30 protein-coding genes and 1 pseudogene are annotated in these 26352 nt (G+C 62.0%); 16 read left to right on the top strand and 15 right to left on the bottom strand.

Annotated elements, in window-relative coordinates; genetic code table 11:
* Positions 1 to 27: 27 nt before the first annotated feature.
* A complete protein-coding gene (locus AOT83_RS22410; RefSeq protein WP_030097066.1) occupies positions 28 to 1020 on the top strand; it encodes a GTP-binding protein in 993 nt (330 codons plus the stop codon).
* Between the two features lie 145 nt (positions 1021 to 1165).
* Positions 1166 to 1615, top strand: a complete 450-nt coding sequence (locus tag AOT83_RS22405) for a hypothetical protein (protein WP_057964323.1) — start codon at positions 1166 to 1168, stop codon at positions 1613 to 1615.
* Positions 1616 to 1627: 12 nt separating this feature from the next.
* Here the strand turns inward: AOT83_RS22405 and AOT83_RS22400 are convergent, their stop codons facing one another.
* On the bottom strand, positions 1628 to 3106 hold the full coding sequence (locus tag AOT83_RS22400; protein ID WP_030097068.1) for a cytochrome P450: 1479 nt from the start codon (positions 3104 to 3106) through the stop codon (positions 1628 to 1630).
* 116 nt (positions 3107 to 3222) lie between these two features.
* On the opposite strand from AOT83_RS22400, the gene AOT83_RS22395 reads away from it, so the two are divergent.
* Positions 3223 to 3846 (top strand): TetR/AcrR family transcriptional regulator, encoded by a 624-nt coding sequence (locus tag AOT83_RS22395; protein ID WP_030097069.1) that lies wholly within the window; start codon positions 3223 to 3225, stop codon positions 3844 to 3846.
* Here the strand turns inward: AOT83_RS22395 and AOT83_RS22390 are convergent.
* Positions 3817 to 4692: a DUF4349 domain-containing protein gene (locus tag AOT83_RS22390; RefSeq protein WP_057964273.1), complete on the bottom strand. Its 876-nt coding sequence runs from the start codon at positions 4690 to 4692 to the stop codon at positions 3817 to 3819. The two genes, AOT83_RS22395 and AOT83_RS22390, sit on opposite strands and share 30 nt — an antisense overlap.
* A 137-nt stretch (positions 4693 to 4829) precedes the next feature.
* Between AOT83_RS22390 and AOT83_RS22385 the strand changes: the two genes are divergently transcribed.
* Positions 4830 to 5714 carry an SDR family oxidoreductase gene (locus AOT83_RS22385; RefSeq protein ID WP_030097071.1) on the top strand — a complete coding sequence of 295 codons (885 nt, stop codon included), beginning with the start codon at positions 4830 to 4832 and terminating at the stop codon, positions 5712 to 5714.
* Here AOT83_RS22385 and nadE read toward each other — a convergent pair.
* Together nadE and AOT83_RS22375 are read right to left on the bottom strand one after the other, a co-directional pair.
* The gene (gene nadE, locus AOT83_RS22380) at positions 5711 to 6532 is read right to left on the bottom strand and encodes an ammonia-dependent NAD(+) synthetase (RefSeq protein WP_030097072.1); all 822 of its coding nucleotides are present in this window, start codon (positions 6530 to 6532) and stop codon (positions 5711 to 5713) included. The two genes, AOT83_RS22385 and nadE, sit on opposite strands and share 4 nt — an antisense overlap.
* A gap of 22 nt (positions 6533 to 6554) precedes the next feature.
* Positions 6555 to 7169: a TetR/AcrR family transcriptional regulator gene (locus AOT83_RS22375; RefSeq protein ID WP_030097073.1), complete on the bottom strand. Its 615-nt coding sequence runs from the start codon at positions 7167 to 7169 to the stop codon at positions 6555 to 6557.
* A 116-nt stretch (positions 7170 to 7285) separates the two neighbouring features.
* Between AOT83_RS22375 and AOT83_RS22370 the strand changes: the two genes are divergently transcribed.
* Entirely contained in the window at positions 7286 to 7840 is a 555-nt protein-coding gene (locus tag AOT83_RS22370; protein ID WP_044105234.1) for an NADPH-dependent FMN reductase, read from the top strand.
* A gap of 77 nt (positions 7841 to 7917) precedes the next feature.
* Here AOT83_RS22370 and AOT83_RS22365 read toward each other — a convergent pair whose 3' ends face one another.
* Positions 7918 to 9189 carry an MFS transporter gene (locus AOT83_RS22365; RefSeq protein ID WP_057964272.1) on the bottom strand — a complete coding sequence of 424 codons (1272 nt, stop codon included), beginning with the start codon at positions 9187 to 9189 and terminating at the stop codon, positions 7918 to 7920.
* Between the two features lie 605 nt (positions 9190 to 9794).
* Between AOT83_RS22365 and AOT83_RS22360 the strand changes: the two genes are divergently transcribed.
* From AOT83_RS22360 to AOT83_RS22335, 7 genes are all read left to right on the top strand, one after another.
* Entirely contained in the window at positions 9795 to 10037 is a 243-nt protein-coding gene (locus tag AOT83_RS22360) for a redoxin NrdH (protein ID WP_005056596.1), read from the top strand.
* A gap of 28 nt (positions 10038 to 10065) precedes the next feature.
* The gene (gene nrdI, locus AOT83_RS22355) at positions 10066 to 10506 is read left to right on the top strand and encodes a class Ib ribonucleoside-diphosphate reductase assembly flavoprotein NrdI (RefSeq protein WP_030097076.1); all 441 of its coding nucleotides are present in this window, start codon (positions 10066 to 10068) and stop codon (positions 10504 to 10506) included.
* A gap of 53 nt (positions 10507 to 10559) precedes the next feature.
* Positions 10560 to 12641, top strand: a complete 2082-nt coding sequence (nrdE, locus tag AOT83_RS22350; RefSeq protein WP_044105330.1) for a class 1b ribonucleoside-diphosphate reductase subunit alpha — start codon at positions 10560 to 10562, stop codon at positions 12639 to 12641.
* Positions 12642 to 13157: 516 nt separating this feature from the next.
* A complete protein-coding gene (locus AOT83_RS22345; protein ID WP_057964270.1) occupies positions 13158 to 13388 on the top strand; it encodes a hypothetical protein in 231 nt (76 codons plus the stop codon).
* Between the two features lie 297 nt (positions 13389 to 13685).
* Positions 13686 to 14228: a hypothetical protein gene (locus tag AOT83_RS27670; RefSeq protein ID WP_131726934.1), complete on the top strand. Its 543-nt coding sequence runs from the start codon at positions 13686 to 13688 to the stop codon at positions 14226 to 14228.
* A gap of 46 nt (positions 14229 to 14274) precedes the next feature.
* On the top strand, positions 14275 to 14826 hold the full coding sequence (locus AOT83_RS22340; protein ID WP_070943209.1) for a hypothetical protein: 552 nt from the start codon (positions 14275 to 14277) through the stop codon (positions 14824 to 14826).
* A 198-nt stretch (positions 14827 to 15024) separates the two neighbouring features.
* Entirely contained in the window at positions 15025 to 15624 is a 600-nt protein-coding gene (locus tag AOT83_RS22335) for a DUF805 domain-containing protein (protein ID WP_234797696.1), read from the top strand.
* 21 nt (positions 15625 to 15645) lie between these two features.
* On the opposite strand, the gene AOT83_RS22330 is transcribed toward AOT83_RS22335, so the two are convergent.
* The 5 genes from AOT83_RS22330 to AOT83_RS27495 form a co-directional block, all read right to left on the bottom strand.
* Positions 15646 to 16167, bottom strand: a complete 522-nt coding sequence (locus tag AOT83_RS22330) for a hypothetical protein (protein WP_057964267.1) — start codon at positions 16165 to 16167, stop codon at positions 15646 to 15648.
* Between the two features lie 139 nt (positions 16168 to 16306).
* Positions 16307 to 16441 (bottom strand): hypothetical protein, encoded by a 135-nt coding sequence (locus AOT83_RS28370; protein ID WP_267888687.1) that lies wholly within the window; start codon positions 16439 to 16441, stop codon positions 16307 to 16309.
* A 95-nt stretch (positions 16442 to 16536) separates the two neighbouring features.
* Positions 16537 to 17088, bottom strand: coding sequence for an SMI1/KNR4 family protein (locus tag AOT83_RS22325; protein ID WP_131726933.1), 552 nt, complete (start codon positions 17086 to 17088; stop codon positions 16537 to 16539).
* Between the two features lie 615 nt (positions 17089 to 17703).
* A complete protein-coding gene (locus AOT83_RS22315; RefSeq protein ID WP_081343793.1) occupies positions 17704 to 18063 on the bottom strand; it encodes a DUF732 domain-containing protein in 360 nt (119 codons plus the stop codon).
* Positions 18064 to 18136: 73 nt separating this feature from the next.
* Complete coding sequence (locus AOT83_RS27495; RefSeq protein WP_057964264.1) at positions 18137 to 19030, bottom strand: hypothetical protein; 894 nt, start codon at positions 19028 to 19030, stop codon at positions 18137 to 18139.
* Positions 19031 to 19151: 121 nt separating this feature from the next.
* Here AOT83_RS27495 and AOT83_RS28255 point away from each other — a divergent pair.
* Positions 19152 to 19399 (top strand): annotated as a pseudogene (locus AOT83_RS28255) (hypothetical protein); the annotation flags it as partial.
* 306 nt (positions 19400 to 19705) lie between these two features.
* On the opposite strand, the gene AOT83_RS22300 reads toward AOT83_RS28255, so the two are convergent.
* Together AOT83_RS22300 and AOT83_RS22295 are read right to left on the bottom strand one after the other, a co-directional pair.
* Positions 19706 to 20275 carry a hypothetical protein gene (locus AOT83_RS22300; RefSeq protein WP_234797697.1) on the bottom strand — a complete coding sequence of 190 codons (570 nt, stop codon included), beginning with the start codon at positions 20273 to 20275 and terminating at the stop codon, positions 19706 to 19708.
* A gap of 115 nt (positions 20276 to 20390) precedes the next feature.
* Positions 20391 to 20969: a hypothetical protein gene (locus tag AOT83_RS22295; protein WP_057964262.1), complete on the bottom strand. Its 579-nt coding sequence runs from the start codon at positions 20967 to 20969 to the stop codon at positions 20391 to 20393.
* A 102-nt stretch (positions 20970 to 21071) separates the two neighbouring features.
* Here AOT83_RS22295 and AOT83_RS22290 point away from each other — a divergent pair, with 102 nt between their 5' ends.
* Positions 21072 to 22433 (top strand): SMI1/KNR4 family protein, encoded by a 1362-nt coding sequence (locus AOT83_RS22290; protein ID WP_057964261.1) that lies wholly within the window; start codon positions 21072 to 21074, stop codon positions 22431 to 22433.
* A 235-nt stretch (positions 22434 to 22668) separates the two neighbouring features.
* On the opposite strand, the gene AOT83_RS27945 is transcribed toward AOT83_RS22290, so the two are convergent.
* The gene (locus AOT83_RS27945; RefSeq protein ID WP_157858374.1) at positions 22669 to 22815 is read right to left on the bottom strand and encodes a hypothetical protein; all 147 of its coding nucleotides are present in this window, start codon (positions 22813 to 22815) and stop codon (positions 22669 to 22671) included.
* Positions 22816 to 23490: 675 nt separating this feature from the next.
* Between AOT83_RS27945 and AOT83_RS27940 the strand changes: the two genes are divergently transcribed.
* Positions 23491 to 23658, top strand: a complete 168-nt coding sequence (locus AOT83_RS27940; RefSeq protein ID WP_165592893.1) for a hypothetical protein — start codon at positions 23491 to 23493, stop codon at positions 23656 to 23658.
* Between the two features lie 418 nt (positions 23659 to 24076).
* A complete protein-coding gene (locus AOT83_RS22280; protein WP_057964259.1) occupies positions 24077 to 24424 on the top strand; it encodes an SdpI family protein in 348 nt (115 codons plus the stop codon).
* Positions 24425 to 24903: 479 nt separating this feature from the next.
* Here the strand turns inward: AOT83_RS22280 and AOT83_RS28250 are convergent, their stop codons facing one another.
* A complete protein-coding gene (locus AOT83_RS28250; protein ID WP_057964258.1) occupies positions 24904 to 25461 on the bottom strand; it encodes a hypothetical protein in 558 nt (185 codons plus the stop codon).
* 434 nt (positions 25462 to 25895) lie between these two features.
* On the bottom strand, positions 25896 to 26327 hold the full coding sequence (locus AOT83_RS22270) for a DUF2628 domain-containing protein (protein WP_234797698.1): 432 nt from the start codon (positions 26325 to 26327) through the stop codon (positions 25896 to 25898).
* Between the last annotated feature and the right edge of the window lie 25 nt (positions 26328 to 26352).

Here is a 26352-nt window from a genome sequence, read left to right as displayed (position 1 = left end):
CGTGCGGAGAATTGTCGAGAACATCGCTTGATCCCGGTCACCATTGTCTCGGGTTTCCTGGGCGCCGGTAAGACGACGCTGCTGAACAACCTGTTGCGCAATACGTTGGGTGTGCGAATAGGTGTGGTGGTCAACGACTTCGGCGCCATCAACATCGACGCCATGCTGGTCGCCGGTCAGGTTGACTCGACCATGACGATGTCCAACGGGTGTCTGTGCTGCACCGCCGACGACGACGAATTGGGCGGCATGCTGACCGTGCTCGCCGGCCGCGACATCGATGCCATCGTGATCGAGGCGAGCGGCCTGGCCGAGCCGTTGCCTTTGGTGCGCATGGTGCTCGCCGCGGCCGCCGACGATAACCGGATCGGGTACGGGGGACTCGTCACAGTCATCGACACCGCCCAGTACGAAGATGTCGCGGTGCGGCACCCGGAGATCGCGCAGCACCTGTCATTGGCAGATCTTGTGGTCCTCAACAAGATTGACCTGGCCGATGCCGGCGACCGCACTCACCTGCGCGCCGTCGTCAAGGAACGCAACCCGCGCGCGTCGATCGTCGAGACCACCGGAGCCGATGTCGACCCCCGGCTGCTGTTCGACAAGAAGGAGCGCCCGGCACCGATCGGTCAGCTCTCGCTGGAGGACCTCATCCGGGAGGACCACGGCCATCATCAGCACGCCCACCACCACTACGAGACAGTGGAGTTCGCCACGGAGCAGTCCCTGCATCCGCGACGGCTCATCGAGTTCCTCGACAGTCAGCCGGCCGGTGTGTACCGCATCAAGGGTGTGGTGCGGCTCGGCGACAAGACGCTTGCCGTGCACACCGTGGGTGATCACATCAGCATCGATAAGGCACCCAAGCGGGCGGGGCTGGCATCGGGAGCCAATCTCGTGCTCATCGGTACGCATTTGGACGGAGACACCATCACCGAGCGCCTGCACGCTCTTGTCGATGATGCACCGGACCCCGATCACGAACGGTCGATGCTGGTCCTGGGAAAGTATTTGCGCTAATCAGACGCCACGTCTAGTGTTGCTTCTCGTGCAGCGTCAACTCGTAGTAGCAACCCGCAGCGGGGTCTGATTCAGACCGACCCCTCGCTGTGGGTCGAAGCTACTACCTGTCGGTCACTTTCCCTTTCGGATGAAAGACCGGCACATGCACTCCTCAACAACAATTCCCCCGCGGACCGACCCGTTCACAGACCGCTTCGGCGTCCCACTGCCACGCGGCCTGCGCGAAGAGGCAGGCGAGATGTCCTGGACCTCGTTCTGCCAGACCTATGAGCGCCACGCGGGCTCACTGCGGCTGGGCCAGTGGTCCGAGAATGACGGCATCTACCAAGCGACGCTCGCGATCGGCGAGCGCATCGAATCGTCGACGGCGGCCGCGTGCGGGCCCATGGCGGCGCTGACCGCCATGCTGTCCGAGCGGGGGATACGGATGGAGACGCTCAGCTTCCACCAGCTGCGGGACGGCGATCAGACCTTCACCTTTGTGCGCGGCACCAACGGCGCCAGCACCGCCTGGGCGATGGGACGCGCTCATGATGCCATCGCGTCATCGCTCAGGGCGGTCACCGCATGTGCCAATCGTTTGGCCTGCTAGAGGCCCTTCGGGTCAGTGCAAGGGCCGCAGGACGATGGGCATGCCGTCGATTGGCAGCGGCATACCGGCGTAGTCCCATTTGGCCTCGTAGTTGGGATGGGCCAGCTCAAACCGGTACCGGCGCAACAGCCGGTGCATGACGGCCTTGATCTCCAGCTGGCCGAACACCATGCCGATGCACTTGTGCGCACCCCCGCCGAACGGTGAGAACGCGTACCGGTGCCGTTTGTGCTCGTTGCGCGGTTCGGCGAAACGGTCGGGGTCGAACGTGTCTGGATCGGTCCACAGCTCGGGGAGCCGGTGGTTCATGCCTGGCCAGATGTTGATCATGGTTCCGGCCGGTATGTGGAACCCGAGTAGGTCGGTATCGCGCACCGCCGACCGGATGTTGAACGGCAGCGGCGTCACAAGGCGCAGCGCCTCGTTCATCACCAGGTCGAGGCTCTCCAGCTTCTCCAGCGAGTCGATGTCCAGCGGTCCGTCGCCGAGGCGGTCCGACTCTTCCCGAACCCGTTCTTGCCATTCGGGATTCGCGGCCAGGTAATAAGCCATGGTGGTGGTGGTGGACGTCGTGGTGTCGTGCGCGGCCATCATCAGGAAGATCATGTGGTTGACGATGTCGGTGTCCGTGAAGGCATCGCCCTCATCAGTCTCGGCGTGGCACAGCGCCGTCAACATGTCTGCGCCCGACTCTTTTTGGCGCGCAATGCTGACCCGCTCGGCAAAGTACTCCTCGAGCAGCTTTCGCCCCTGCAAGCCCTGCCACCATTTGAACGGGGGCAGACCGAAGCGGAAGATGGCGCCGCCGGCGCGGGTGGTCGCCACGAACGCCTTGTTGACCTTCTCGAGCCGCTCGTGTTGTGAATGCGGCTCATTGCCCATGAACACCACCGACGCGACATCGAGGGTGAGTTCCTTGATGGCCGGGTAGAACAGGAATCTGCTGTCGTTGGTTGGCCATTGGGCGACGATCTCGTTCGCGACCGAGTCGATCTGTTCCACGTAGCCGGCCAGGCGGCTGCGCAGGAACGCCTGCTGCATGATCAGGCGGTGCTCGCGGTGCTCCTGGAAGTCCAGCAGCATCAGTCCACGGCTGAAGAACGGTCCGATGACCGGAACCCAGCCCTGTTGGGAGAAGTCTTTGTTCGCGTTGCTGAATACCGCCTGGGTGGCGTCGGGACCCAGCGCTGCGACGATCTTGCCGATGGGTGTCTGTGACCAGCTGACGGGGCCGCGCTCCTGGTACATGTTGAGTACCCAGTCGATGCCGCCGCGGAACATCTCGATCATGTGCCCGAGCATCGGCAAGCCCTGGTCGCCCATCACCGGCTTCAGACCGCTTCCGGGTGGCGGCGGAGCCAGCTCGCTCAGTGGCCAGTCGCGATTGTTGAGGTAATTCTCGACGTATGCCATCCCCGGAAGGGTGTTCATGGTGGGAAGACGTCGTTTGGCCTGGTCGATGAGGTAATCGGTGCTGCTGATCGTCGCCATGGGGCGTGGCTCCTTCGCTCGCGACGAGCACATCGGTGTGCTCCAGATCATCTTCGCCACAGGACTTGACGGGTGTCAAGTTCTGTTCATACGGTATTTCAGTGCAAACTGTGCAGGTGGTCAGTCCAGCGCGCAGTGGCACGCAGACCCGTGGCGATCGCCAGCGGGACGCGATCATGACGGCTGTCGCCGAGCTCATCGCGGAAAACCACAGCTTTGCCGACCTCTCGGTCAGCGCTATCAGCGAGCGGGCGGGCGTCGGCAGGTCGGGGTTCTATTTCTACTTCGACAGCAAGTACTCGGTGCTGGCGCAGATGGTGGGCGACGCGTTCGCCGAACTTGACGAGCTCACCGACTACTTCGCGCCGCGTGGTGAGAAAGAGACGCCCGAACAGTTCGCCAACCGCATGGTGGGCAGTGCCGCCGCGTCTTTCGCGCACAACGACCCGTTGATGAAGGCGTGCCAGGAGGCACGGATCACCGATCCGACGATCGCGGGTCTGCTCGACGACCTCACCGATGTCGTCATCGAGAAGATCATCAAGATCGCCGAGATCGAAGTGAATGAGCGTGGTGCCCAGCCAATCTCGGATGACCTGCCCGCGTTGGTGCGATCACTGGTAGCGCTGACCGCGTCGACCGTGTCGGGTGACAGTTCGTTTGTCGGCCGCAACGTGGACCCCGCACGGGCACTCGGGGTTATCGAGACCCTATGGCGTGTCAGCCTTTTGGGGCGCTGACTGCGCCGTCTCTGATCGGCGCTGCAGTACCGCGCGGCGAACTCCGTAGCCGATCGCGCCCAGAACGGTAAGCGCACCGAGCCAGGGCAGGAGTAGTCCGAAGAGCAGTAGCACGCTGTTGCCCGCCGACACGAGCCCGTCCCAGCCGCGCTCGATCTGCCCGAAGAATCCCTGATACTTGGGTGGTGTGGGCGGGAGGCCGACTTCTTCGGCCAGGAATGTCACGGTGACCGAGCTGTAGGCGACCTGTTCCCCGAGTTGATTGCGCTGCGCGCGCAGGCTGTCGAGGTCCGCCTGACGCTTGGACAACTCGGTCTCGGCCTGGATCAGAGCTTCGGTGTCCTTGGAGTCCCGCATGATGACCAGCAGCCTGTCGACGGAGGTCTGCAGGGCGGCGATTCTGGCATCCAGGTCCACTCGCTGGGCGGTCACGTCATCGCTCTTGGTGTCGGCGGACTTGACCTTGCCCAGCTCCTTGAGTTCACGAAGAACGCCGTCGAGCTTGGCGGCGGGGATACGCAGGACGATCGAGGTGTGCGCGCGAGCCGATCCTGATCCGGCGTCTTCCGAACGGCTCTCCACCCGGCCGTTGGCGGATTCGGCCAGGCCGGCCGCTTTGTCGGCGGCCTCGGACGGGCTGGAGACGGTGATGGTCATGGTCCCGGTCTTGACGATGTCGCGTTTGGCATCGATCGGCGGTCCGTGCTGCGGGGCCTGTTGCATCGAGTCGCGGAGCGGGGCCGCCGGGAGTTGTGTGTAGGTGGGCGCCGCGGTGGCGGGGTAGCCGCCTTCCTGGGGTGCTTCAGACCGGGGGTGCGAGCCTCCCGCGCAGGCCGTCGTGGCCATCAGTACTACTGCAATTGTAGTTGCCCAAGGTAACCAACTACGGCGAGATTGCGTGTCATCAATCGTCATATTCCGAAGGTACCGTTTGCTATTGGACCGCGCAGAAATTCAAGATCGATGGCCGGTACGGTTCAGTGATGGCATACGAATTTACCGGTAAGCGATGCTTCGTCACCGGGGCCGCGAGCGGGATCGGACGGGCCACTGCGCTGCGTCTGGGGCGCGAGGGCGCCGAGCTGTTTTTGACCGATCGCGCCGCGGACGGGCTGGAGTCCGTCGTCGCGGAGATCAAGGCCGCCGGAGGGAAGGTCAGCGCCTACCGGGCGCTCGATATCTCCGACTACGACGCGGTGTCCGCCTTCGCGGCCGACATCCTGGCGACCCACCCGAGCATGGATGTCCTACTCAACATCGCGGGCATTTCGGTGTGGGGATCGGTGGACCGGCTGTCGCATCAGCAGTGGCGTTCGGTGGTCGATATCAACCTGATGGGGCCCATCCACGTCATCGAAAGCTTCGTCCCCGCGATGATCAAGGCCCGCAACGGCGGCCAGATCGTGAATGTGTCGTCGGCGGCCGGGCTGGTGGCCCTGCCATGGCATGCCGCCTACAGCGCCAGCAAGTACGGACTGCGGGGCGTCTCGGAGGTGCTGCGCTTCGATCTGGCTCGGTACAAGATCGGCGTCACGGTGGTTGTCCCTGGGGCGGTCAACACCCCGTTGGTGCGCACCGTCGACATCGCGGGAGTGGACCGTGACAACCCCGACGTCAGTAAGTGGGTGAACAGATTCGTGGGGCATGCGACCTCCCCGGAGAAGGTGGCCGAACGGATTCTGCAGGGTGTCCGCCGCAACCGCTATCTCGTCTACACCGGGATCGATATCCGGGCGCTGTATCTGTTCAAGCGCACGTTGTGGTGGCCCTACAGCGTGGCGATGCGGCTCGTGAATCTCGCCTTCACGAACGCGCTGCGGCCCGGACTGCAGAAGGCGGGATCGACTCAGCCGCCGTCAGATTCCTAACGCCACCAGCCGTCGAACGGGGTGACCGGGACGGTGCGCTTGTGCCGGGTCTGCAGGTACCAGCGCTCGATGCGGTCGGCGGCCTCGACGGTGACCGCCTTGCCTTCCAGGTAGTCGTCGATCTGCGCGTAGGTGACGCCGAGCGCGACCTCGTCGGGCAGTGCGGGCCGGTCATCTTCCAGATCGGCGGTGGGCACCTTGTGGGAGATGCTTTCCGGCGCGCCGAGGTGGGAAAGAATCTGCGCACCTTGGCGTTTGGTGAGTCCGGTGAGCGGGGTGACGTCGACGCCGCCATCGCCGAACTTGGTGAAGAAGCCCGTGACCGCCTCGGCGGCGTGGTCGGTACCGACCACGAGGTGCCGATGCTGACCTGCGACGGCGTACTGGGCGACCATGCGTTCGCGGGCCTTGATGTTGCCGCGGACGAAGTCAGAGGGCGTCTCGCCCAGGGCGTCGGCGACCGCACTGGAAACCGCGTCAGAGGCGTCCTTGACGTTGATGACGATGGAGCGGTCGGGGTCGATAAACCTCAGGGCCACTTGGGCATCGTGCTCGTCGGCCTGCACCCCGTAGGGCAGGCGGACGGCGATGAACTCTGCCTGAACCCCTTCCAGTCTTGACTCCTGCGCCGCCAGCTGGCACAGCCGTCCGGTCAGGGCGCTGTCCTGTCCACCGGAGATGCCGAGCACGAATCCCGCTGTCCCGCTGGCCCTTAGATAGTCCTTGAGGAACCCCACCCGTCGCGACACCTCGGCAGCCGGATCGATCGTGGGGGAGACGTCGAGGGCGGACCGGATCTCTTCGCGAAGGGTGCTCATTGCCCGACTGTAGAACGCCGGATCAGCGTGCGCACACCTTGCACACCAGGTCCTGCCACGCGTCGCCGAGCTGAGCTAATGACTGGCCGTTGGAGACGGTGGCGAAGTGCACGTAGCCGGGATCGATGATCGACATCAGGGCGTGGGTCTGTGCATCGAGATCGCCGGTGCATTCGAGCTGGGCCAGCAGTGACCGGATATGTGTGCGGACGAGCATCGTCGGCGGTGCTTTGTGCCAGGCGTCGGCGTCGGCAGTGGTGGCGCGCGCGAGGTCGAGGTGCCGTTCCAGGAAGGCGAGTCGGGCGCGCCCGAACGCGATGAGCCGGGTCAGTGGGGGCGCATCCGGTCCCAGCGGCGGTGGCCCGAACATGAAAGCCTGCTGCTCGATGTGTTCTTCGTGGTCCAGCAGGGCCAGCAGCAGCCCGGTGCGGCTGCCGAATCGGCGAAAGAGGGTTCCCTTGCCAACGCCTGCCGCGTTGGCGACGGCATCCATGGACATGCTCTCCGGGCCGACCTCGTCCAGGATCTGACGTGCGGCTTCCAGCAGGCGAACCCGGTTGCGAGTGGCGACGGCACGCTCCCGGGTGGGATTCTGCGCAAGGTCGACAGAAAGCAGGGGTATTTCTTGACCAGGCATAACGCCTCAATACTAGCCGCTGGGAATCAAACGGACCACGGTCCGTATTGTAAAAGGTGACAGAGAAGCAGGATGTAGGTGCGACAAACGCGCCGCTCTGATGAAAGGTGTTCCCCATGGCCGAGAAAGTGGCAGAGAAGAACGTGCTGGCAATCGTCGGAAGCCTGCGTAAGGCATCGCTCAATCGGCAGCTCGCCGAGGCCGCCGCTGAGAGTGCGCCGGCCGGTGTGAGCGTCAATATCTTCGAGGGCCTGGCCGACCTGCCGCATTACAACGAGGACATCGACGGCGACAACGCGCCCGCATCCGTGGAGTCGTTGCGTGCCGCTGTGGCCGATGCCGATGCGGTCCTGCTGGTCAGCCCCGAGAACAACGGCACCGTCTCCAGTGCGCTGAAGAACGCGCTCGACTGGCTGTCCCGTCCGTTCGGCAGCAGCGTGTTCAAGGGCAAGCCCACCGTGGTGATCGGAACATCGGCCGGAAGGTACGGCGGTATCTGGGCGATTGACGACACCCGGAAGGTGGCGTCCATCGCGACCGCCAATGTCCTTGACGACATCAAGGTGGCCGTGCCGTCCTCGGCCTTCGACGGCAAGCATCCGCGGGAGCACGCCGAGACGGTCGCCGAGCTGACCAAGGCCCTGGACGCATTGACGTCCGTCAACGATTAATTCGCAAAGGCACCACTGGCGGTCATGCCCGGCGCCGTGCCGGGCATGACCGCCTTTGTCTTCGGCCCGTAGACGATTCAGCTTCTGGATCCGGCCCAGGTTTCTTTCATCGCGGAGACGGACGCGACGCTGATCGCACAAATCACCAGCAGCATCAGCCCGACAGCCCAGTTGCCCAGAGCGTTCTGCAGCGGGCCCGCGATCAACGGCGGGATGGCGCCTCCGAAGACGCCGGCCACGTTGAACGCCACCCCGGTGCCGCTGTAGCGGGTGCCCACGGGATAGGACTCCGGAAGGAAGCTCGCCATCGGCCCGAATGCGAGGCCGAACAGCACGTAGGTGATCGCCATCGCGGCGAGGTAGGCCCAGAACGGTCCGCTGCTCAACAGGGGAGTGACCAGTAACGTCCACGGAAGTATCAGCCCCATGCCGGTCAATATCACCCGCCGCCGGCCAAATCGGTCGCTGAGGATTCCGCCGACCGCGGCGGACACCATGAGCACCACCGCCCCGAGCGCGCCCGCGGTCAGGATGGCCGCGCGGGAGAAATGCAACTCGGATCGGGCGAATCCAGGGAAGTAGGTGTTGGTCATGAAGGACAGCGTGAAAATGATCAGCATCGTCCCGCAGGTGAGCGCCAGCGTGCGAGGGCTCTCCGTAAGCACATGCCGCAGAGGTGATTTGACCAGCTTGTTTTGAGCCTTCGCGTTCACGAATTCGGGTGTCTCGGCCACGTGGAGCCGGATGTACAGGCCGACCGCCACCAGGAGCCCGCTGGCGATGAAGGGTATGCGCCATCCCCACGACAGGAATGCGGGGCTGTCTTCCCCGACGGTGACACTGACGACAAGGAACACCAGGCTGCTGAGCAATAGCCCTGTCGAGCTGCCAATCGGCACAGCGGTCGCGGCGCGACCACGATCGCGGCTTGGCGAGTATTCGGAGGACAGCAGTGCCGCCCCGCTCCATTCGCCGCCGACCGCGAGGCCCTGCACGAGGCGCAGTAAAACGATGGCCGTGGGTGCGGCGGCCCCGATCGAGGCGGCGCCGGGAACCAGGCCTACCGCCATGGTGGCGAGTCCCATGGTGATCAGGGTGACCACCAGGGTGCCCTTGCGGCTGAAGCGGTCTCCGTAGTGACCGAACAGCGCGGCACCGAGGGGGCGTGCCAGAAACGCGGTGCTGAAGGTGGCGATGGACGCGAAGAGCGCCAGAGAATGGCTGAGATTCGGGAAGAACACCGCGGGGAAGACGAGCGCGGCCGCCGTTCCGTAGATATAGAAGTCGTAGAACTCGATGGCCGACCCGATTGCGCTGGCCATGAACACTCTGCGGGGGCTCGGTTCCATGCGTGGGAGCTTAGGGTGCGTGCCCGCTAGGTCCTGAAGCTGCGGAACGCGGCCGAGGACGCTCCGGTCCGGCGAACATATCGGTGTCCGTTCCGACCGGGTACCGGGGTACCACTTCTGCGGGCGGGGCCGCCGCCGACGTGGGACTCTTGCGCTAGATCGCGATCTGTCCCCAGATTCGTCCACAGAACTTCACAGTTTCCACAGACTCGCCAGGCGAAAAGGTTTGCCCGGCGGTGGGCGATCTGCTAGCCGGTGTCGGTGCCCGGTGGTAGACACCACATATGTTCCAGCCATCTCGGAGGGCCCGGACACGCCCTGGTTACGACACGCCGGAATTTCAGGGGTGTCAGGTCTCACGACCAGGGAATTTCACGAATGTTGTTCAGAACATCTTGTATGGGTTCCGATTGTCGGACACTAGGTGTAGTGTCTGGAACACCGAAAGGCCGGGAACCACTCCGGGCCGCCCGGCCCGGATTTTCGCCAGATCTTCTGGCCGATCCCGGCGCTCAGCCACCACGGGCGGCGTGGAATTTTCCCGGGTGCTGGACTGCTGAAAACTTTGTTGAGATGTCTACGATCGATTCGCTGAGGAGCTACGCATGAGCATCACCGTCTACACCAAGCCCGCCTGCGTACAGTGCAACGCGACGTACAAGGCCCTCGACAAGCAGGGCATCGAGTACAACGTCGTGGACATCACCGAGGTCCCCGAGGCGCGCGATTACGTGATGGCACTCGGCTACCTGCAGGCGCCCGTGGTGGTGGCCGGTGACGATCACTGGTCGGGTTTCCGCCCGGACCGCATCAAGGCGCTCGCGGGCGCAGTCGCAGTCTCTGCCTAATAAGTAGTAAGTAGTACGGGAGCCGGGCATGGCCCATCTGGTCTATTTCTCCAGCGTGTCGGAGAACACCCACCGCTTCGTCCAGAAGCTGGGGGTTCCCGCCACCCGGATCCCGCTGCGTGGCGATATCCAGGTTGACGACCCCTATGTCCTGATCCTGCCGACCTATGGCGGCGGGCACCCGGTGCCCGGTCAGGCCGCGGGGTATGTCCCCAAGCAAGTCATCAAGTTCCTCAACAACGAACACAACCGGTCTTTGATCCGCGGGGTCATCGCGGCCGGCAACACCAATTTCGGCGCGGAGTACTGCTACGCGGGCAAGGTCATCTCAGCCAAGTGTGACGTGCCATATCTGTACCGCTTTGAACTCATGGGCACCGCTGAAGACGTGCAGCAGGTGCTGGCTGGACTCGACGAATTCTGGAAGGACACACCGTGGCGCCAACCGCGACAACTGCAGAACCTGTGACCTCTGCGCACGGCTCGGCTCACGGCGAGCTGGACTATCACGCCCTCAACGCCATGCTCAATCTGTATGACGCCGACGGCAAGATCCAGTTCGACAAGGACGCCGCCGCGGCTCGGCAGTACTTCCTGCAGCACGTCAACCAGAACACGGTCTTCTTCCACAATCAGGACGAAAAGCTCGACTACCTGATCGAGAAGGAGTACTACGAGCGCGAGGTGCTCGACCAGTACTCACGCAACTTTGTGAAGTCGCTGCTGGATCGGGCCTACGCCAAGAAGTTCCGGTTTCCGACCTTCCTCGGCGCGTTCAAGTACTACACCTCCTACACGCTGAAGACCTTTGATGGAAAGCGCTACCTGGAGCGCTTTGAAGATCGCGTGGTCATGGTCGCGCTGACGCTGGCCTCCGGTGATCTGCAACTGGCCGAGAAGCTCGTCGACGAGATCATCGACGGACGCTTCCAGCCGGCAACCCCGACGTTCCTCAACTCGGGCAAGAAGCAGCGCGGCGAGCCGGTGTCCTGCTTCCTGCTGCGCATCGAGGACAACATGGAGTCCATCGGGCGTTCCATCAACTCGGCGCTGCAGCTGTCCAAGCGCGGTGGCGGTGTGGCCTTGCTGCTCACCAACATTCGTGAGCATGGTGCACCGATCAAGAACATCGAGAACCAGAGCTCGGGCGTCATCCCGATCATGAAGCTGTTGGAGGACTCGTTCTCCTATGCCAATCAGCTCGGTGCCCGCCAGGGTGCCGGTGCGGTGTACTTGCACGCGCACCACCCGGACATCTACCGCTTCCTGGACACCAAGCGCGAGAACGCCGACGAGAAGATCCGCATCAAGACGCTCTCGCTGGGTGTGGTGATCCCGGACATCACCTTCGAGCTGGCCAAGAAGAACGAGGACATGTACCTGTTCTCGCCCTACGACGTCGAGCGCACCTACGGGGTGCCGTTCGCCGACATCAACGTCACCGAAAAGTATTACGAGATGGTCGATAACGGCCAGATTCGCAAGACGAAGATCAAGGCGCGCGAATTCTTCCAGACCCTCGCCGAGCTGCAGTTCGAGTCGGGCTACCCGTACATCATGTACGAGGACACCGTGAACCGGGCCAACCCGATCGAAGGCAAGATCACCCACTCGAACCTGTGCTCGGAAATCCTGCAGGTGTCGACGCCCTCGCTGTTCAACGACGATCTGTCCTACGCCAAGGTGGGCAAGGACATTTCGTGCAACCTGGGCTCGCTGAACATCGCCAAGACGATGGACTCACCGGACTTCGCGCAGACCATCGAGGTGTCGATCCGCGCGCTGACCGCGGTATCGGATCAGACGCACATCTGGTCGGTGCCCTCAATCGAGCAGGGCAATAACGATTCTCACGCCATCGGCCTGGGGCAGATGAACCTGCACGGCTACCTGGCGCGCGAGCGCATCTTCTACGGCTCCGAAGAGGGTGTGGACTTCACCAACATCTACTTTTACACGGTGCTCTACCACGCACTGAAGGCATCGAACCGCATCGCGGTCGAGCGCGGCAAGGCGTTCGGCGGCTTCGAGAAGTCGAAGTACGCCAGCGGCGAGTTCTTCGACAAGTACACCGAGCAGGTGTGGGAGCCGAAGACCGAGAAGGTGCGCCAGCTGTTCGCCGATGCAGGGATTCGCATTCCGGTACAGGAAGATTGGCTGCGGCTGAAGGAGTCGGTGCAGCAGCACGGCATCTACAACCAGAACCTGCAGGCGGTGCCGCCGACCGGATCGATCTCCTACATCAACCACTCGACGTCGTCGATCCACCCGGTGGCCTCGAAGATCGAGATCCGTAAGGAAGGCAAGATCGGCCGGGCGTACTACCCGGCGCCGTACCTGACGAACGACAACCTGGAGTACTACCAGGACGCGTACGAGATCGGTTACGAGAAGATCATCGACACCTACGCCGCGGCCACTCAGCACGTGGACCAGGGCCTGTCGCTGACACTGTTCTTCAAGGACACCGCCAGCACGCGTGACGTAAACAAGGCGCAGATCTACGCCTGGCGCAAGGGAATCAAGACGCTGTACTACATCCGGCTACGGCAGATGGCGCTGGAAGGCACCGAGGTCGAGGGCTGCGTCTCCTGTATGCTATAGGCTTTTTACGTTAGGTCGCAGGCCAGGGAAAATACTCCCTGGCCTGCTTCTTTTCAAAGTGACGGCCCAAGCAACTTTTGCGCTCGATGAGCAGGTTTGGGCACCCGGTGGGGCACGTATGGGGCACGCCGTGGGGCACGGGGCACGACAGCTCAGCAACATTCACAAGCTGCCCAACGGGCGGTATCCCAGGATGGATGGCCACTACGCAACGGCGCCTACCACCTTCAACGTGACGAAAGAGCTGGAGTCGTTGCTGCCGGTGCTCGACGTGAGCAGTTTTGCGGACTCCGGCTCGGCGACCGCCGCGACCTCATCGTCACGGAGCGTTCTACAGACGATGCTGGAAGTCGAGCAGGCCGTAAACGTGTGTCTGGTCGAACACGGCACCGCCGTCGTTCGCGTGGTGCACACACCTTCGGCGGCCGCGATGTCTATCTTCGGGGCGGCTCCAGAATCGTGTATCGATGGGAGCTGTTTGTCTGCGACTGGCGCTGCCTTTGTTGCGGTCTCGACATGTCTACTGTCGATGAGTACTACATGCTGCAAAACGATGTGTGGGCACAAGCGAATCCGGATATCGATGGGCACCTTTGTATCGCTTGTGTCGAAGAGCGCCTCGGCAGAAGTCTGACCGCCGCCGACTTCACTGATTCACCGATCAACACCAGCACAGCGAAACGACGTACTCAGCGATTGGCGGATCGTCTGAGCTCGGGCATCAATCAGAACCTGCCGATCAGCTAGCAGCTGGGAAACGTTGCAGCATCACAAAAGGGCTGGTTGCGCTGGCGCTGGTCGGTGTACTGTTATCTGCGCAGACCCCCCACACCCGTGGATAAGGGGGTCTAGCTGTTTCTTGGGATAGCCGGCGGAGAGTAGATACGGTAGCTGAGAAGACAACTTCCGTCATAGATTCACACCTCCGATCAGGCGCAGGATCGCATCGTTACGATGATAGCTCTGGCCCTCAGATCCGAGGCGCAATCAGCTGTACTTCGTTGTGCAGCGCTAAGATCGGTGCATCGGGTATCGTCATTAATCATGTTGCTCAGCGTTGCGAAAGCATCCCTCGGCGGAATTGCGCTGGTTGCCTCACTTCTAGTTGGCACGCCGATAGCTGCAAGCGAGCCGGAAATCCCCGACCTGAGTACTCTGCCCCGCGATGCGGCAGCCGACTTCCACGTTGCTGGCACCTATAGCGTTGCGTTTCGTGCCGCGCCGGACGTGTGGTGTGCGATGAGCTACTCACGGTTCACCAATCACAGCAGCTGCGCGGGTCGGCTTCCGGGTGTGCCGAGCGGAGAAAACTATGTGGCGGTGTATTGGGAGATGCTCAACCACACCGGGAATTCGCAGATGAGCAGTGCGCCAAACGAGGTGCCGGAACCGGATCAGCAACACTTCTATCGCCCGCTACCCGCTGGCCATGCGCTGCCACTAAGGCCCAATTATGAGGTAAGTGCCCATATCTGCGGCTCACCACCTGGATACCTGCTGGTCTGCAAAATCGACGCAAAATCACCTGATCAACCCCCACAGACGCACGGGTTCGTGCTGTCCGAAAGCGGTAGCTGGACTTTCTAACCAGGAGCCAGGCCAGCGAGGCCGCCGCGGTCGCTAGTCTGGGCCGATGAGCAAAGCATTGCGGTGGCTTCTTGTAGCAGCTGTTGCGCTATCGGTGGTGGCGGCACCACGCGCGGGCGCTGATCCCAACTTTCCGAACCTCGCCCCGTACCGCGCGGTGGACGCCTCGATCTACTTTGCTCCATTCGGTTATGGGAACGCTGGGGTACGGTTCAGTACGCCAGACGGCTTGCACTGTGCACTCATCAAGAACGGTCGCGGAGGCTGGTCCTCGGCAGGCTGCACAGGGAACCTGCCAGGAATCGCGGGCGTTAATGCGGTCCGCGCAGACACCTCCGGCCGGGGAACATGGACCCAGATCGATCTGAATAAACCTGAGACCTATCAGGTCCTCGATTCAGATGGCTGGCACGACAAACCCGTAGATCCGGCTAGCTACCGGCCGCTGCCAGCAGGCAGCAAAATCGTCTACGACGAAATCTCGTGCGGCGTCGACGACAGTAGCCAGACCGCCTGCATCGTGTCCGGCGAACAGTTCGACCCACCCCGACCTGATCATGGCTTCGTTCTCAAACCCGAAGGCAGCTGGCACTTCTGAAATTAATCTGCCACGGCAGAGCGCTTTTCCGCAGTGAGAACGCGACACGGGCCAGTGGCCAAAGGGATGAGAATCGATGGTGTCGGTTGCGTGAGTGTCTCCCGTGGCAAACGTGGAGTGGTTGTAGGCTGCCGCTACGTCGCACGTCGACGTCACACACGAGTCGCCGCTTGGGCGACTTTTGAGGGAGGAATCGGGATGACATATGGACAACCGCCCTACGGGGGGCAATGGGAAGCGGAGCCTGGAGACGGTGACCGTCTCGGCTATGGGCACGGGCAGCCGCAGGGCACCCCGCAGTACGCGGGGCAGCCCTACCCGCCGCCGGGGTATCCGGCGCCGGGCGTCATGTGGCCGCAGCCGAATCCAGGTGCTCATGATCCGCGGGACCTGTCCCTGCCGTTGTACGGCGCTACTTTCGGTCAGGCCGTGAGCAGGTTCTTCCGCAGCTACGCGAAATTCTCGGGGCGGGCCTCGCAGAGCGAGTACTGGTGGTCGATACTCGCCTATGTCCTCGTCCTCGTGGCATTGTGCGCACTGGCAATCATCTTCGCGAACCTTGTCGACGGGGATACGGCCGCAGGCGTTTTCGGCATTGTGTTCCTCTTGGTTGTGCTGGGGTTCTGTCTCCCGACGATCGCTGTGTCGGTGCGCCGCCTACACGATGCGAACATGTCCGGCTGGCTGTACTTGGTGAACTTCATTCCGCTGATCAACTACGTCATGTGGATCGTGATCGGACTGCTCAGCACCAACCCCCTCGGCGCCCGCTACGACAACCCCTCGGTCTCGGGGTAAATGCGCGTTCCTGCGTTGTGATCAGGCGGGGTCGAGCTCTGTCTGTTTGGTGGCTTGGTCCAGTAGTTGGGCTCGTGCATCGAGCCGGGCGGGATTGGTCATTTGATAGGTGCCTATCGCGGCGAGACAGAGGAGGCCGAGCATGTTGATCCGATTCAGATTGTCGAAGCTGATCGCTGAAAAGATTCCCACCATCATGAGTCCGCAGGGGTCTCCCTTTTTGCCGAGATTGGGCTGAGCGAGCCGTGCAGCTGCGTGCAATGTGGCTGGATCTGCGGGGACCGGACCAGTGCGAGTGGCGCGCACAGCTTGTGAACGCTGTTGTGGCGATAAGTCTTTCACCACTTCGCGTGCGACGAAGCTGTCCTTCCTGTCGGCTAGGGCGGCCACAAAACCCACAACCGCGGCAATGGATGTAAGCGTGATCAGCCAGCTTGCGTGCGTTTTGCCATCCCAACTCAGTGCTAGCAATACAAGGAAAAGCAGTGTGGAGTAGACGGGCCAGCGCAGCCACCAGCGAGCAAGCTTGAATCCAAGGTCCACTAGCGCAGTATATCTCTATAGCAAACCTTATCAGGACGGGCTGCGAGGCGCTCTAGCGTCATAATCGGTTAGTCGTGGGTCTCGCTTAGCGCCCGCTGCGAGCTCCTGGCCAAAGACGCACAACCCGCGACCAACTTAGCTAGTAAAGGTCGGTCGGTGGCCCGGGGCAGCGCTGCCACCTGATCATGTCCAGCGGCGGGAGCGCCAGCTTGGGCCGTCCGATGGAGTTGACCTCTAGGATCGCGAGCAGGCCTTCGTGCGGGAATAGCTGCACTCCTCCCACCTAGTTGCCTTCGGTGTCGATGGCGTCACCGTAGATCTCGATGGGCCTTGCGGCCTCGGAGAGTGGAAGATCGTCGCCAACCGCAGTCACGTCCAACTGGTGAATGAGCTTGCGTTCCAGTCGTCGCCGTATTCGCCAGAACACTTGGTGGTTAGGAACGCTGCTAGCCCTGCGGGATGTAGTTGATAGGTTGCTCCGCGCCACCACGCATACAGGACGGGCCACCTATTTGGATCTGCGCCGGTGATGAGCCAATAGCCTGTGGCGCCGCTACTGTCTCCGCCCCACCCCAGCGCTTTCACTGGCCTTGCTAATCCGAGGTCGGAGGCGTTGACCGTTGTCGCCCCCGGAAGCATCCATGGGTTGTACTCCAGATAGGTCCAGTCACGCTCTACCTCCCCGCCGATCTCAGGGCCACGCTTCACTATGTCAGCACCGGGATGCGGTGCCATTTCAGGCGGCACCCATATCCCCAAGTCATCATCAAAGCCGCCCCACTGGTAGAGCTCAACGATCAACTTGTAATCGTCGGGCAGGCCTACCCCCAACGCCGATTCGGCCGCTTGCCAATCGATTACGTAGTTCCACAATCCGCTCGGCGGCGTCACCACCGACGTCAATCGCTCAATCGGCTCCATCTGCCCAGTTAACTCCACCGAGTCCATCCATCAACGTGCCACGCTCCGTCTTCGAAGAGCATGGTTATCCGGACGTTCTCGTGGTTAAGGCCTGGGCGTATGTCGCGGTCGTAGTAGGCGACACTTTCGATGTAGCTGGGCTCTCCCCGATTGAGGTCCAGCGTTGTTTTGATGCTTGATAGGTTCGGCTCCATGCCGTCCCGAAAGATCATGTTCCGGAGATAGTTTCGGGCCTCCGCCTCCGGTAGAGCTCGAACCTTCGCGAGTAGCGCATCGGATAGGTATGAGTCGATCGATTGAGATCGTGAAAGGCCGTTGATGAGCAAGTCGACAGCAATCCTTGCTAATCCTTTGTCTGCGAATGGATTCCATCTTTCGCTGCTGTCACCCCGCACGGAAGCTCCCGAATTGGTTGATGTCTCGGACGGGGCATTTGCCGACGGGTTGCAGCCGGAGAGCAGTGCTGTTACTGCTAGTGCCGCTGCGATTCTTTGTGGTCGCACTCCGCGGAACGTGTTAGCGGAACGCCAGCGTGTCTCCGCCAATTTGGTCCCCTCGATCATCGTCACCCCTGTTCGCAACGTACAACTTTCATAGCAGAAAGACTCTGACGGTCTAGATCGGTCCGATCTTCCCTTGGTGTTGCGGGCACAGTTGGACTGCTGCGTACTGGGCGAACAGCGTCGCGTAGTACTCGGCGCTGTTGTCATCGCGGTCGTAGGCGTTCTTCACGGCGTTGATCGCGGCCGCGGTACCGCCGGTATCGAAGCCCCGGCATGCGCGATATCCAACGTTGATCGCGTCCTGAGCGCACCCTGCGCAGGTGGTCGCATAGTGATCGAGCGATTCAATCGCGGCGATGAATCCCGCCTCATCGGCGGATGATTGCGGCGCGAGGACCACGGACAGTCCCGCGAACACGAGAATCGCAATGGCTAGTTTCCATACTGCGAACAGTCTCGGCGCATCAGCCATTCGGGATCCCCTCCATAAGTGGTCGCCCCAACCGTGAGGGAAGCCTACAGTTGCGCGGCGAAGTTGGAAGCTCTCACCACGATGAGACTTTTTCGACGCTCACGAACACACCGTGGCCAGTTGTCGTGTTAGTGAAGGTGGTGCCTGAAGCTGTGGCCTCTATCGTCCATGACATGGCGCTGTAGGTGCTGTAGTCGAGAGTGACCGGGTGGATATCACCCAAGTCGCCGGAAACCCATTGCCGTGTACCACTAGAGGTAAAGCGGATACCGTTCGCAGGGTACCCGTCCACGTGAGGTGCATTCTGAAACCGGCTCTGGCAGTCGACTTCGAATTCGCTTATCTGGCAACGCGTTGCGCCCGATTTGGTGGATATGTACACCATTCCGCTTGCGCCTGGATAAAGGGGTGTGGCCAATGGAGCGGGTGCGGTGGTCGTTGTGCTCGGGGGTCGCGATGACACGGTCGGGTTTGAACGGTCCGCGTCTTGTCCGATCTGGAGGGTGATGCCTCGCCTTGCTTCTGACTCGGTGTAGTTGACCTCGCCACGATGCGAGGCTTCTACCTTGTAGAACTTTTTTCCGGTTGGCACATCGGGGATTTCGAACGGAAGTGAGCATGTACCTTGCGCGCTGGTGCCGGACTGTAGTTGTGATTTAGCGAGCAGAGTTCCTGACTCGTCGGACACTGTGACGGCGGTTCCTGGCCCGATGTCTCGATAACCGCCGATGCCGCGGCAGCTGGAGCCGGGTGGGACCGAGACGTTGTCGTCGTAGATCGTGATGCTGCCGTTGATGGTGAATGAGCGGGGCGTCGTCAGGTGGGAGTACAACATGAAGGCGCCTATACCGATGGCAGCGATCACAATCGCACCTGTGAAACCGATCATGACTGCGGTAGCTGGGCGTACGGATTTTCCCGGGGATTCGTCAATCCCGAGCTCTTGTGGTTCGGTGGCACCGCCCATGGATCCCTCCCCAGGTCTGAAATTGATCAGCGGATATTACGCCTTGGTGCGGATGCGACGGAGGCGGTTCACGGCTAGAGCGTCGATCGCCATGGCTTGCGGGGGGTGGCGGGTCGGCCGTGTGGCACCCGAAATAATCCAAGCCGTTGGTGTTGCCGTTGCTGCGATCCTCGCTGCGTGGCAAGCGTTGACCTCGCGCAAGGTTCGCGATCTAGAAACCCGGCTGCGGGCAGTCGAGTTGGAGCGAGACACCTTCCGCACCAAGTTCCGGGCCGCTGTGCGGCATATCCGCGACTGGATGGGCGGGGCGACACACCATGTACCCGGCGCCCCGCGACCGCCCTACCGCCCGAACTGCGGGATGACGTGTGGTCCAGCCCTAATTCGGATGTGCGAGACGCGACGTCAACCTCGCGGTTGCCCTTCGCGGGTTGGTGTTGACGGGTGCATCGGTGAAGTCCGCGCGAATTAGCCGTCGACCCAGTCGACTTTCGACGCATCCGATGCACAGGTGGCCAGCATCGTTGGGATTGATCGCAAGCCAGAGATCGTGATGCAGCATGTAGTACTCGTCGTGACCCCGCCCATCGACATTGTCGGTGTCGACTCCGCAACCTGCACACGACCAATCAATAGGCAGCATCGAGAGCCCCGAGGCGACGTTCGTTCGGAGATTCATCGCTGTACCCGCAGCGGCTTGGTTATGGGTGAGCCGTCGTTGTGGCCGTCGGCGATCTCCTGCCGTTTGGTGGCTTGGATGAGTAGTTGAGCGCGAGCGTCCAAGCGGATCGGGCTGATCCAGGTGTAGACCCCCATCGCGGAAAAGAAGGCGACCATCAATATGTCACCAACCTTGGGTTGTGCGTTCAGATTGGTCAGGATCAGCAAGGCGGCATAGACAGCCATCCACTTGGTCGGCGTGCTGCCGAGATTGGGTTGCGCCAGCGCTGCCGCGGCGCGCAGTACGGCTGGATCGGTGGGGATCGGGCCGAATAGAGGTGCATTGAACGCTTCGGCTCGACGCTCTGGATCCACCGCGCTAAGGGTCTCGCGAACGAAAGTCGCCCGCTTGCGGCCAGCCAGCGCGAACCACACTCCCAGCACGGCCGAAACGGAGCCGCTCACAGCGACTTTGGTGGTGGACAGCTCTCCATCCCAGAAGGCCACTGCCAGCACTCCGAGTGCCAACTGGGAGTACAACACCAAGTGCACCCACCACGGAGCAATCTCTAACCGGAGCCTCACAAGGTGAGTATAGGCATGCAGCAAAGCATCGGGCCGGCATGGAGCTGGTGACGCGAAGTGCCGGTCCGGCGTTAACTCCGTGCCCGCGTGTCTTGGGAACGGACCCACCGCAGGGTTACGCGGCACAGTCCCACGGCCGCGGTCCACCGTGGTCGACGGCGCCCCCTAACTCCCTCCAAAGTGGAGGAGTCAGGGGCAAGATGAACTCGGTGTCGCCGCGCTGGAAGCTGGCAGCGTAGGGGGAGCGGGCGAACTGGCGTACCGGCTGATCGCTCACTGCAGGTAGGACGAGTTCGCCTACGAGTCCGGATGGTTGGACCCGTTCGGTGTTGTAGACGAAGGCCAACCGTTCACCGTTTCCGGCCTCGCCTTCGGTGACGTCGGAGACGATGACTCGCCATTGCGGCCCAAGGGTTTTCAGCAGGAAGCGCAAAGCGGTCGGATCGCGGCGGATCTCTTGCAGCGCCACGACATCGCAGCGCCGGATTACTTCGGCGATGAACGTGACGGCCCGCCAGTCACGTTTAGGTGAATCACCTGCCCCGGCCTGCCAGGTTGGACTCAGACCGCTAAAGGCCCGCAGATTCCAGGTGCCGATGAGCAGGTTGGTTTGAGTCTGGGGCGCGATCGTGTCGGCGACCGCACTGCGCAGCGCGGCTCGCTGCGTCACGGCATCGGGCGGCACAGCAGCCATAGAGACATCGCAGCACAGAGTCAGTCCCTACGTGGCATGATCGCCGATCTGGCAGTGACCGTCCCGGGTGTCGATGATCAGGTTGTGGCCTAGGCTCTGGCCGTGACGGTGCCCCGCGATATCCAAACTTGGTTGCCAACGCTCGACGCCATGCTTCAGGACGCCTCGCCGCGGATCAACCTGGTTGAGGGCGCCATTACTTTCGCCGAACACAGCTTTGGATGGTCATTCACCTACGACGGCGCCAACCCCACGAACTCCCCAGCTACCGACTACTTTCGCGAAGCCGCATTCCGCATCCATCAAGGCCTTGACAAGCAATTCGGCGCGGTTCTGCGTGCAAGCCGCGCCGGACTTCGGGAGGTTCACCTGGTCGAACTACCCCAGAACGTGTCCTACGGGCTTGGCGGCGACATCGTGGGAGACCTCGTCCGTGATGACGGCGCGCTTCCGGCGCCGTATCGGCGCCAAGCGGAGCGATGCCCGCGTGCTGCGCCCGCCCCGGGCACAGATCCCAGCGCGTTGGCCGCGCTGGCTGCACGCAAGATCCCCGGTGCCCAACCCGCCACGCAGGAAGAAATTCTGGCTGTTGAGTCCAGGCTCGGCATCGCCCTGCCAGAAGAAATACGTGCGCTGTATCTGACGGCCGGAAGCGGAGAACTCGTCCTCAACGAAGATCCGGACGCCGGCGACTTCTACGGCATGGACATCATCCCGCTGGGTGACGGACCCTACAGGCAGGCGTACCTTCCGGAAAACCGGCTCTCAGCATGGAAATACGGCGCAACCGAGACACTAGCGCCTGACCCCAATGGCAGAATCCAGCCGCTAGCAGGCACGGCCTTGTGGTTTCCGGTAGGTACCGACGGCGCAGGCAATGTTTATTGCGCTGATCTGGCACCGGCTGAAAACGGCCACTATGGACAGGTGATCTTCCTCGATCACGAATTGAACACCGGCGCAGAGCTTGTCAGCGACTCGTTCACAGATCTGCTGGTTCATCAGCGATTGTGTCCACCCACCGGACCAGTCAGAGACGCGGTCAAGGTTTACTTGAATCGGGTGGCGATTGAAGATGCCGCCGCCCGCGACGATCTCGAAGTAGTGTGCCTCGGAATTTCTGACACCGCAGTCGATCTGGGTCCACTGCTAGATCACTCGAGCGTCCGCACAATAGATGCCAGTTACAGCAGGCTGGCAGAACCTATGCAAGTCAACAGCTTTCCCGCACTGGAGTATCTTTCAATGACGTCAAGAGACTGGCGTGCTTTGCTGGACACTGACAGTGTGCCCGGTGGCTTGATGGCCGCCAACATCGATGGCGCTGACGCGATAGAGACGGTCGCCATCGCAAATGAGATTCTCACCCGCTGGGGACGTCCCCTCATAACCGTCACAGCTCTTCACCTAGAAAACAAACCCCGCCGCCGGGCGGTGTGGTGGCGACGTTCGAAACTGAACTGAACTCGGCGAGGAGCTAGGGCACCGTCGCCACTGCGGACAGTATCGACTCTCAACGCATCCGCTGCAATGTTATATGTTTGCTATCCACGTAGACATGCATCTGGATCTGAGAGTAGTGTCATCAGCCTGAAGTTTCGCTTTGACCGGGGGAGGCGATGTGTCAGAGAACAAACGATCAATTCGATGTCCGACAGCGGTTTCTAACTACCGCGATTTGGTGCGGTCAGTGACGACTCTACGAGCGTTGCTCCGGCGAGATGATGACACAGGGCGCCTTGTCGGCTCCGGCTCTGGTCTGCGCCGTGCCGATTTCGCTGGCGTCGGCGCCGCTGTTCACCGATGGCCGGTACGTGAGCGGTTCTGGCCAGAATGAAGCCGACACAGTGCCATTGAAAGTTGGCTACACCTAGATGCTCAAGGATCAAAAGGTCGCCGTAGGCGCCTCGATTAGCGGGGTGCTTGGGCTTCTCAGTCTGGTTGTGGTGGTGAGAGTCGTAGACGCAATGCGGCAGGAATGCGGTGTCGAGTCAAATGTGGGCGATGGCCTGCAATTTTTGATCGCCGCACCATCAATTCTAGTCGGAACAACGGCGGTCACCGGAGTCCTGTTCGCGCTGACGGTGTCCCTCGTGCAGCGCGACTGGTCAGTGCTTCTGGCCATCGGGATGGCGGTGCTAGCGGCAGCAGCTGCGGTAGTGCTGGGGGTCAGCAGCGTATATACCCCTGCCACAAACGAACTCTGCCCGAACGGAATTACCAACTTGTGGCCGTTTCCCGCATGACCGAGCACCGACTCCCTACGAGGGCCGCGCTCTGATGAAACCGCGTCCGCCCGAGCCCAATTAACCCCAGCAGAGGAGATCTGTAATGCGCACCGAACCATTCCAGCCAGAGACGAACCGCCACAACGTTTCCAAGCCTCTCGGCGCGACCGATCCGCGCGATCTGACGCTCCCCTTGTACGGGGCAACCTCCCAACTGGCCTGAGGGAGCGCGGCTACGAGCTTCTGGAGCTGCCAGCTGTGGAACGAGACGAGTACGGCACCTATACGGGTGCGTGTCCCGCCCGTGGGCGCCCGCCGAGATCCGCATGCGCCGCCCGCCCACCGGTGACCAGGTCACGGTCGTGGGGACCGCGCTCCCATTCGCCGCCGACGACGTACCCGCGATCGCGGCAGGACTGCTGGCCGCCCGTGCGTTTTGCGCGCGAATACAGGGTTTATGAGCACGCACAAGGGGAGTAGCCTCGGCTTCGGTAGGCCGTCAGCGAGGAGCGGACGATGACTGTGGTTCCTGGGAACACGTTCGTGCGGATTCTGCCGGGTCGTCGACGTATGAAGTACGTCGTGCGGGCGGTACGTTGGGCGCCGTTCAGCTACGCCGAGATTGAACCAGTCGATGGCGGTCGCCGTGCGACAGTTCCGCTGCACCGCGTAGAGCAATGGGTAGCCCAAGAGCAGTCGGCGAATGAGCGAGTGTTGGTGCCGTTTGGATCGGTCCGAGGGGGTATACGCCGATACAGCGGAGGTAAGGGCCGGGTTGCGTCTGGGCGTCCGTTAGGCGATGTACGCAGGCAACCCCGGCGTTGAGGACACAGCACTGAACGGTGCTGGCTGCTCGGGCTCGCAGTTATCGTTGCTGGCATGTCCGACACGTTCACTCTTGGCATTCAGCTGATTGTTTCCATCGCGCTGGCCTTCGTCGTTATTTCTGTGACGGCGCGTGCGGCGACCGGTCGTTTGGTGCGCAATCAAACGGCGGGCATCCGGATTCCGTCCACAATGGCGAGCGAGAAGGCTTGGCGGGCTGGCCATCGTGCGGCATTGCCGGTGATGTGGCTGCTCGCGCCCGTTGCGGCCGCCGCTGACATTGCTGCCCTAAGTGGTGTGGCAACCATGCTCACCATGTGGCTTTGGGTCGCAGCAACGGTAGCGGTCATAATCATCGCCGGAGTTGTTGCTGGGCGTGCTGCACGGAGAGTTTCGGAATAGGGCGAAGCCGACCGGAACTCCGGCCGCGTTCAGCCGCCCCCGCCGCCGTCGCATCCACCGCCGCCGTCGCTGAATCCGCCGCTGTCGCAGTACCCACCGCTACCGCCACTGTCGCCGCCGAATCCGCCGAAGTAGCCGAATGATCCCGTGCCGGTCCCGGATCCTCGGCCATGTCCAGGCGAATTGGCTGAAGGACCGCGGCGTCGCGGTGTAGGGACCCGCGGCCTGGAATTCTCAGATCGTGACGCTGTAGGTTGGTGCGGCTTACTGACTTCCGGCGTGCGACGCGCATCCCTGTGGACCGCTTTGCGGGCCAACTGCCAGCCGAAGCATCCGAGTAACACTGCTATCAGTGCCAGCACCATCAGTGCAATCCCCACAGAAGCTCCTCCCTGAGCCTGGCCGCCACTTTGCTGAACGTCTCTCCATATTGCGCTAGTTAGTGCGTGAGTGCCAGGCGGGCAACATCTGCGTGAGCACTAGAGCTTGCCACCGAGATAGAGGATCTTGTGACCGCCAAGACGTTGGATCAGTTCTTTCTGGAATTCCTCGCTCAGTGGGGGCCAGTTCCAAAATTCCAGGCATAGATGTCCAATGCCCCGCCCGATGCTCGACAACCACTCGTTGACGGAGCTGGGCCTCATGCACATTGGGCAGAGGTATTCGTCGTTTACGCCCAAGCCCACGCCCGGGGTCCACTCGTCTAATCCCTTGAACTCATCGAATCGTTGCTGGGTCCCGCATTGAGGACAACCTGGATCCTCAGGCTCCATGGCCCAATAGACCATAGGGCTCACCTTGATGTGTAACCCATTGGTCCACAGGGCAGTCCATCGGCCATCGGTTCGATCTGGCGCATTGACAGCTGCCGCCCAGTTTGGTCCGGGCGGGTGCCCCGGCCCGCTCAACAGGCGATCCGTGAGATCACCAGAAACCACACCTTCGGCGATGAGCCAGTGACGAACCGATTCGGCCAGCGCCGGAGCTTCTTCGGCGCTCGCATCAAGGTCGCCGATCTTCTGGAAGCAGTCGCCCATGGGCAAACATTAACCGTATGCCGTGTGCCGTACCTGTTCGTGGCCTAGATCGCCGTTATGCCCCGCGCTCCGCGTCCGTGCCCAGTGTCCGGATGCCCCAACTTGATCCGCTTCACACGCTATTGCCCTGGGCACACGCAGGCGTGGAGCGGACCACGCGCAGCTTCCAGTGAGGTGACGCGTCAGCGCCCGGCGCGAGCTGGTCCCGAAGATCTTGGACCGAGGCCGCTACCGCTGCCGCATCCAGTACGAGGGCATCTGCACGGGTCGAGCGACTGTGGTGGACAAGGAGCAGCCCGCATCGCGCCGGCCCGATCTGGCATTCGACCCGAGGAACCTGCGTGCGGCGTGCCAGCCATGCAATGACCACAAGGCCAGGACTGGGGACCGCGGGTAGTGGTGCGGGCGGACTCGGGTCGCCTGACTTGTGTGACCTACTTGCGACGTAGCGTCCAGTCTTCGCGCATCTCGCGATTGAAGCGCCATCCGATCCCATCGAACGGATTCCATGATCGGCTGCCGATAACTCGGTGACGGTAGTAGGCAGGGCCTGCAAGGATCATGTACACCACACCATTGGTGCTAAATCCACCAAAACCCAGCGCTGGGAACGCCAGGTACACAACCGCTCCCAGAAGTAGGCTAAACAGCATCACTGTTATGGCCTTACGCCACATGCCTTTGACAACGAAGTAGACGGGTCCAAAGAACAGGGCCGGCAGGTTGAAATAGGAACGCATTCTGACCGCGAAAGGCCTCGCTTTCGCTGCGGCAACTGCCTGCGGGGTGAATCTCGTGCCGTAGCGGTCATAAAAGTCGAACTTGAGCCGCCAGTATGCCGACAAGTCGCCGCGATCGTCCGTCACGGTCAGTAACCTAGCAAACTTCCAG

The organism is Mycobacteroides sp. H001 (assembly GCF_001440005.1).
In the GTDB taxonomy this organism is placed as follows: domain Bacteria; phylum Actinomycetota; class Actinomycetes; order Mycobacteriales; family Mycobacteriaceae; genus Mycobacterium; species Mycobacterium gwanakae.
This window is presented reverse-complemented; position numbering and strand designations above follow the sequence as displayed.

Bases quoted from the DNA above. Each gene is read 5' to 3' on its own strand.
- AOT83_RS22405 (WP_057964323.1), top strand. From the start codon at position 1,166: ATGCACTCCTCAACAACAATTCCCCCGCGGACCGACCCGTTCACAGAC.
- AOT83_RS22400 (WP_030097068.1), bottom strand. From the start codon at position 3,106: ATGGCGACGATCAGCAGCACCGATTACCTCATCGACCAGGCCAAACGA.
- AOT83_RS22390 (WP_057964273.1), bottom strand. From the start codon at position 4,692: ATGGCCACGACGGCCTGCGCGGGAGGCTCGCACCCCCGGTCTGAAGCA.
- AOT83_RS22385 (WP_030097071.1), top strand. From the start codon at position 4,830: ATGGCATACGAATTTACCGGTAAGCGATGCTTCGTCACCGGGGCCGCG.
- nadE (WP_030097072.1), bottom strand. From the start codon at position 6,532: ATGAGCACCCTTCGCGAAGAGATCCGGTCCGCCCTCGACGTCTCCCCC.
- AOT83_RS22375 (WP_030097073.1), bottom strand. From the start codon at position 7,169: ATGCCTGGTCAAGAAATACCCCTGCTTTCTGTCGACCTTGCGCAGAAT.
- AOT83_RS22370 (WP_044105234.1), top strand. From the start codon at position 7,286: ATGGCCGAGAAAGTGGCAGAGAAGAACGTGCTGGCAATCGTCGGAAGC.
- AOT83_RS22365 (WP_057964272.1), bottom strand. From the start codon at position 9,189: ATGGAACCGAGCCCCCGCAGAGTGTTCATGGCCAGCGCAATCGGGTCG.
- AOT83_RS22360 (WP_005056596.1), top strand. From the start codon at position 9,795: ATGAGCATCACCGTCTACACCAAGCCCGCCTGCGTACAGTGCAACGCG.
- nrdI (WP_030097076.1), top strand. From the start codon at position 10,066: ATGGCCCATCTGGTCTATTTCTCCAGCGTGTCGGAGAACACCCACCGC.
- nrdE (WP_044105330.1), top strand. From the start codon at position 10,560: ATGCTCAATCTGTATGACGCCGACGGCAAGATCCAGTTCGACAAGGAC.
- AOT83_RS22345 (WP_057964270.1), top strand. From the start codon at position 13,158: ATGTCTACTGTCGATGAGTACTACATGCTGCAAAACGATGTGTGGGCA.
- AOT83_RS27670 (WP_131726934.1), top strand. From the start codon at position 13,686: ATGTTGCTCAGCGTTGCGAAAGCATCCCTCGGCGGAATTGCGCTGGTT.
- AOT83_RS22340 (WP_070943209.1), top strand. From the start codon at position 14,275: ATGAGCAAAGCATTGCGGTGGCTTCTTGTAGCAGCTGTTGCGCTATCG.
- AOT83_RS22335 (WP_234797696.1), top strand. From the start codon at position 15,025: ATGACATATGGACAACCGCCCTACGGGGGGCAATGGGAAGCGGAGCCT.
- AOT83_RS22325 (WP_131726933.1), bottom strand. From the start codon at position 17,088: ATGGAGCCGATTGAGCGATTGACGTCGGTGGTGACGCCGCCGAGCGGA.
- AOT83_RS22315 (WP_081343793.1), bottom strand. From the start codon at position 18,063: ATGGCTGATGCGCCGAGACTGTTCGCAGTATGGAAACTAGCCATTGCG.
- AOT83_RS27495 (WP_057964264.1), bottom strand. From the start codon at position 19,030: ATGGGCGGTGCCACCGAACCACAAGAGCTCGGGATTGACGAATCCCCG.
- AOT83_RS22295 (WP_057964262.1), bottom strand. From the start codon at position 20,969: ATGGCTGCTGTGCCGCCCGATGCCGTGACGCAGCGAGCCGCGCTGCGC.
- AOT83_RS22280 (WP_057964259.1), top strand. From the start codon at position 24,077: ATGTCCGACACGTTCACTCTTGGCATTCAGCTGATTGTTTCCATCGCG.
- AOT83_RS28250 (WP_057964258.1), bottom strand. From the start codon at position 25,461: ATGGGCGACTGCTTCCAGAAGATCGGCGACCTTGATGCGAGCGCCGAA.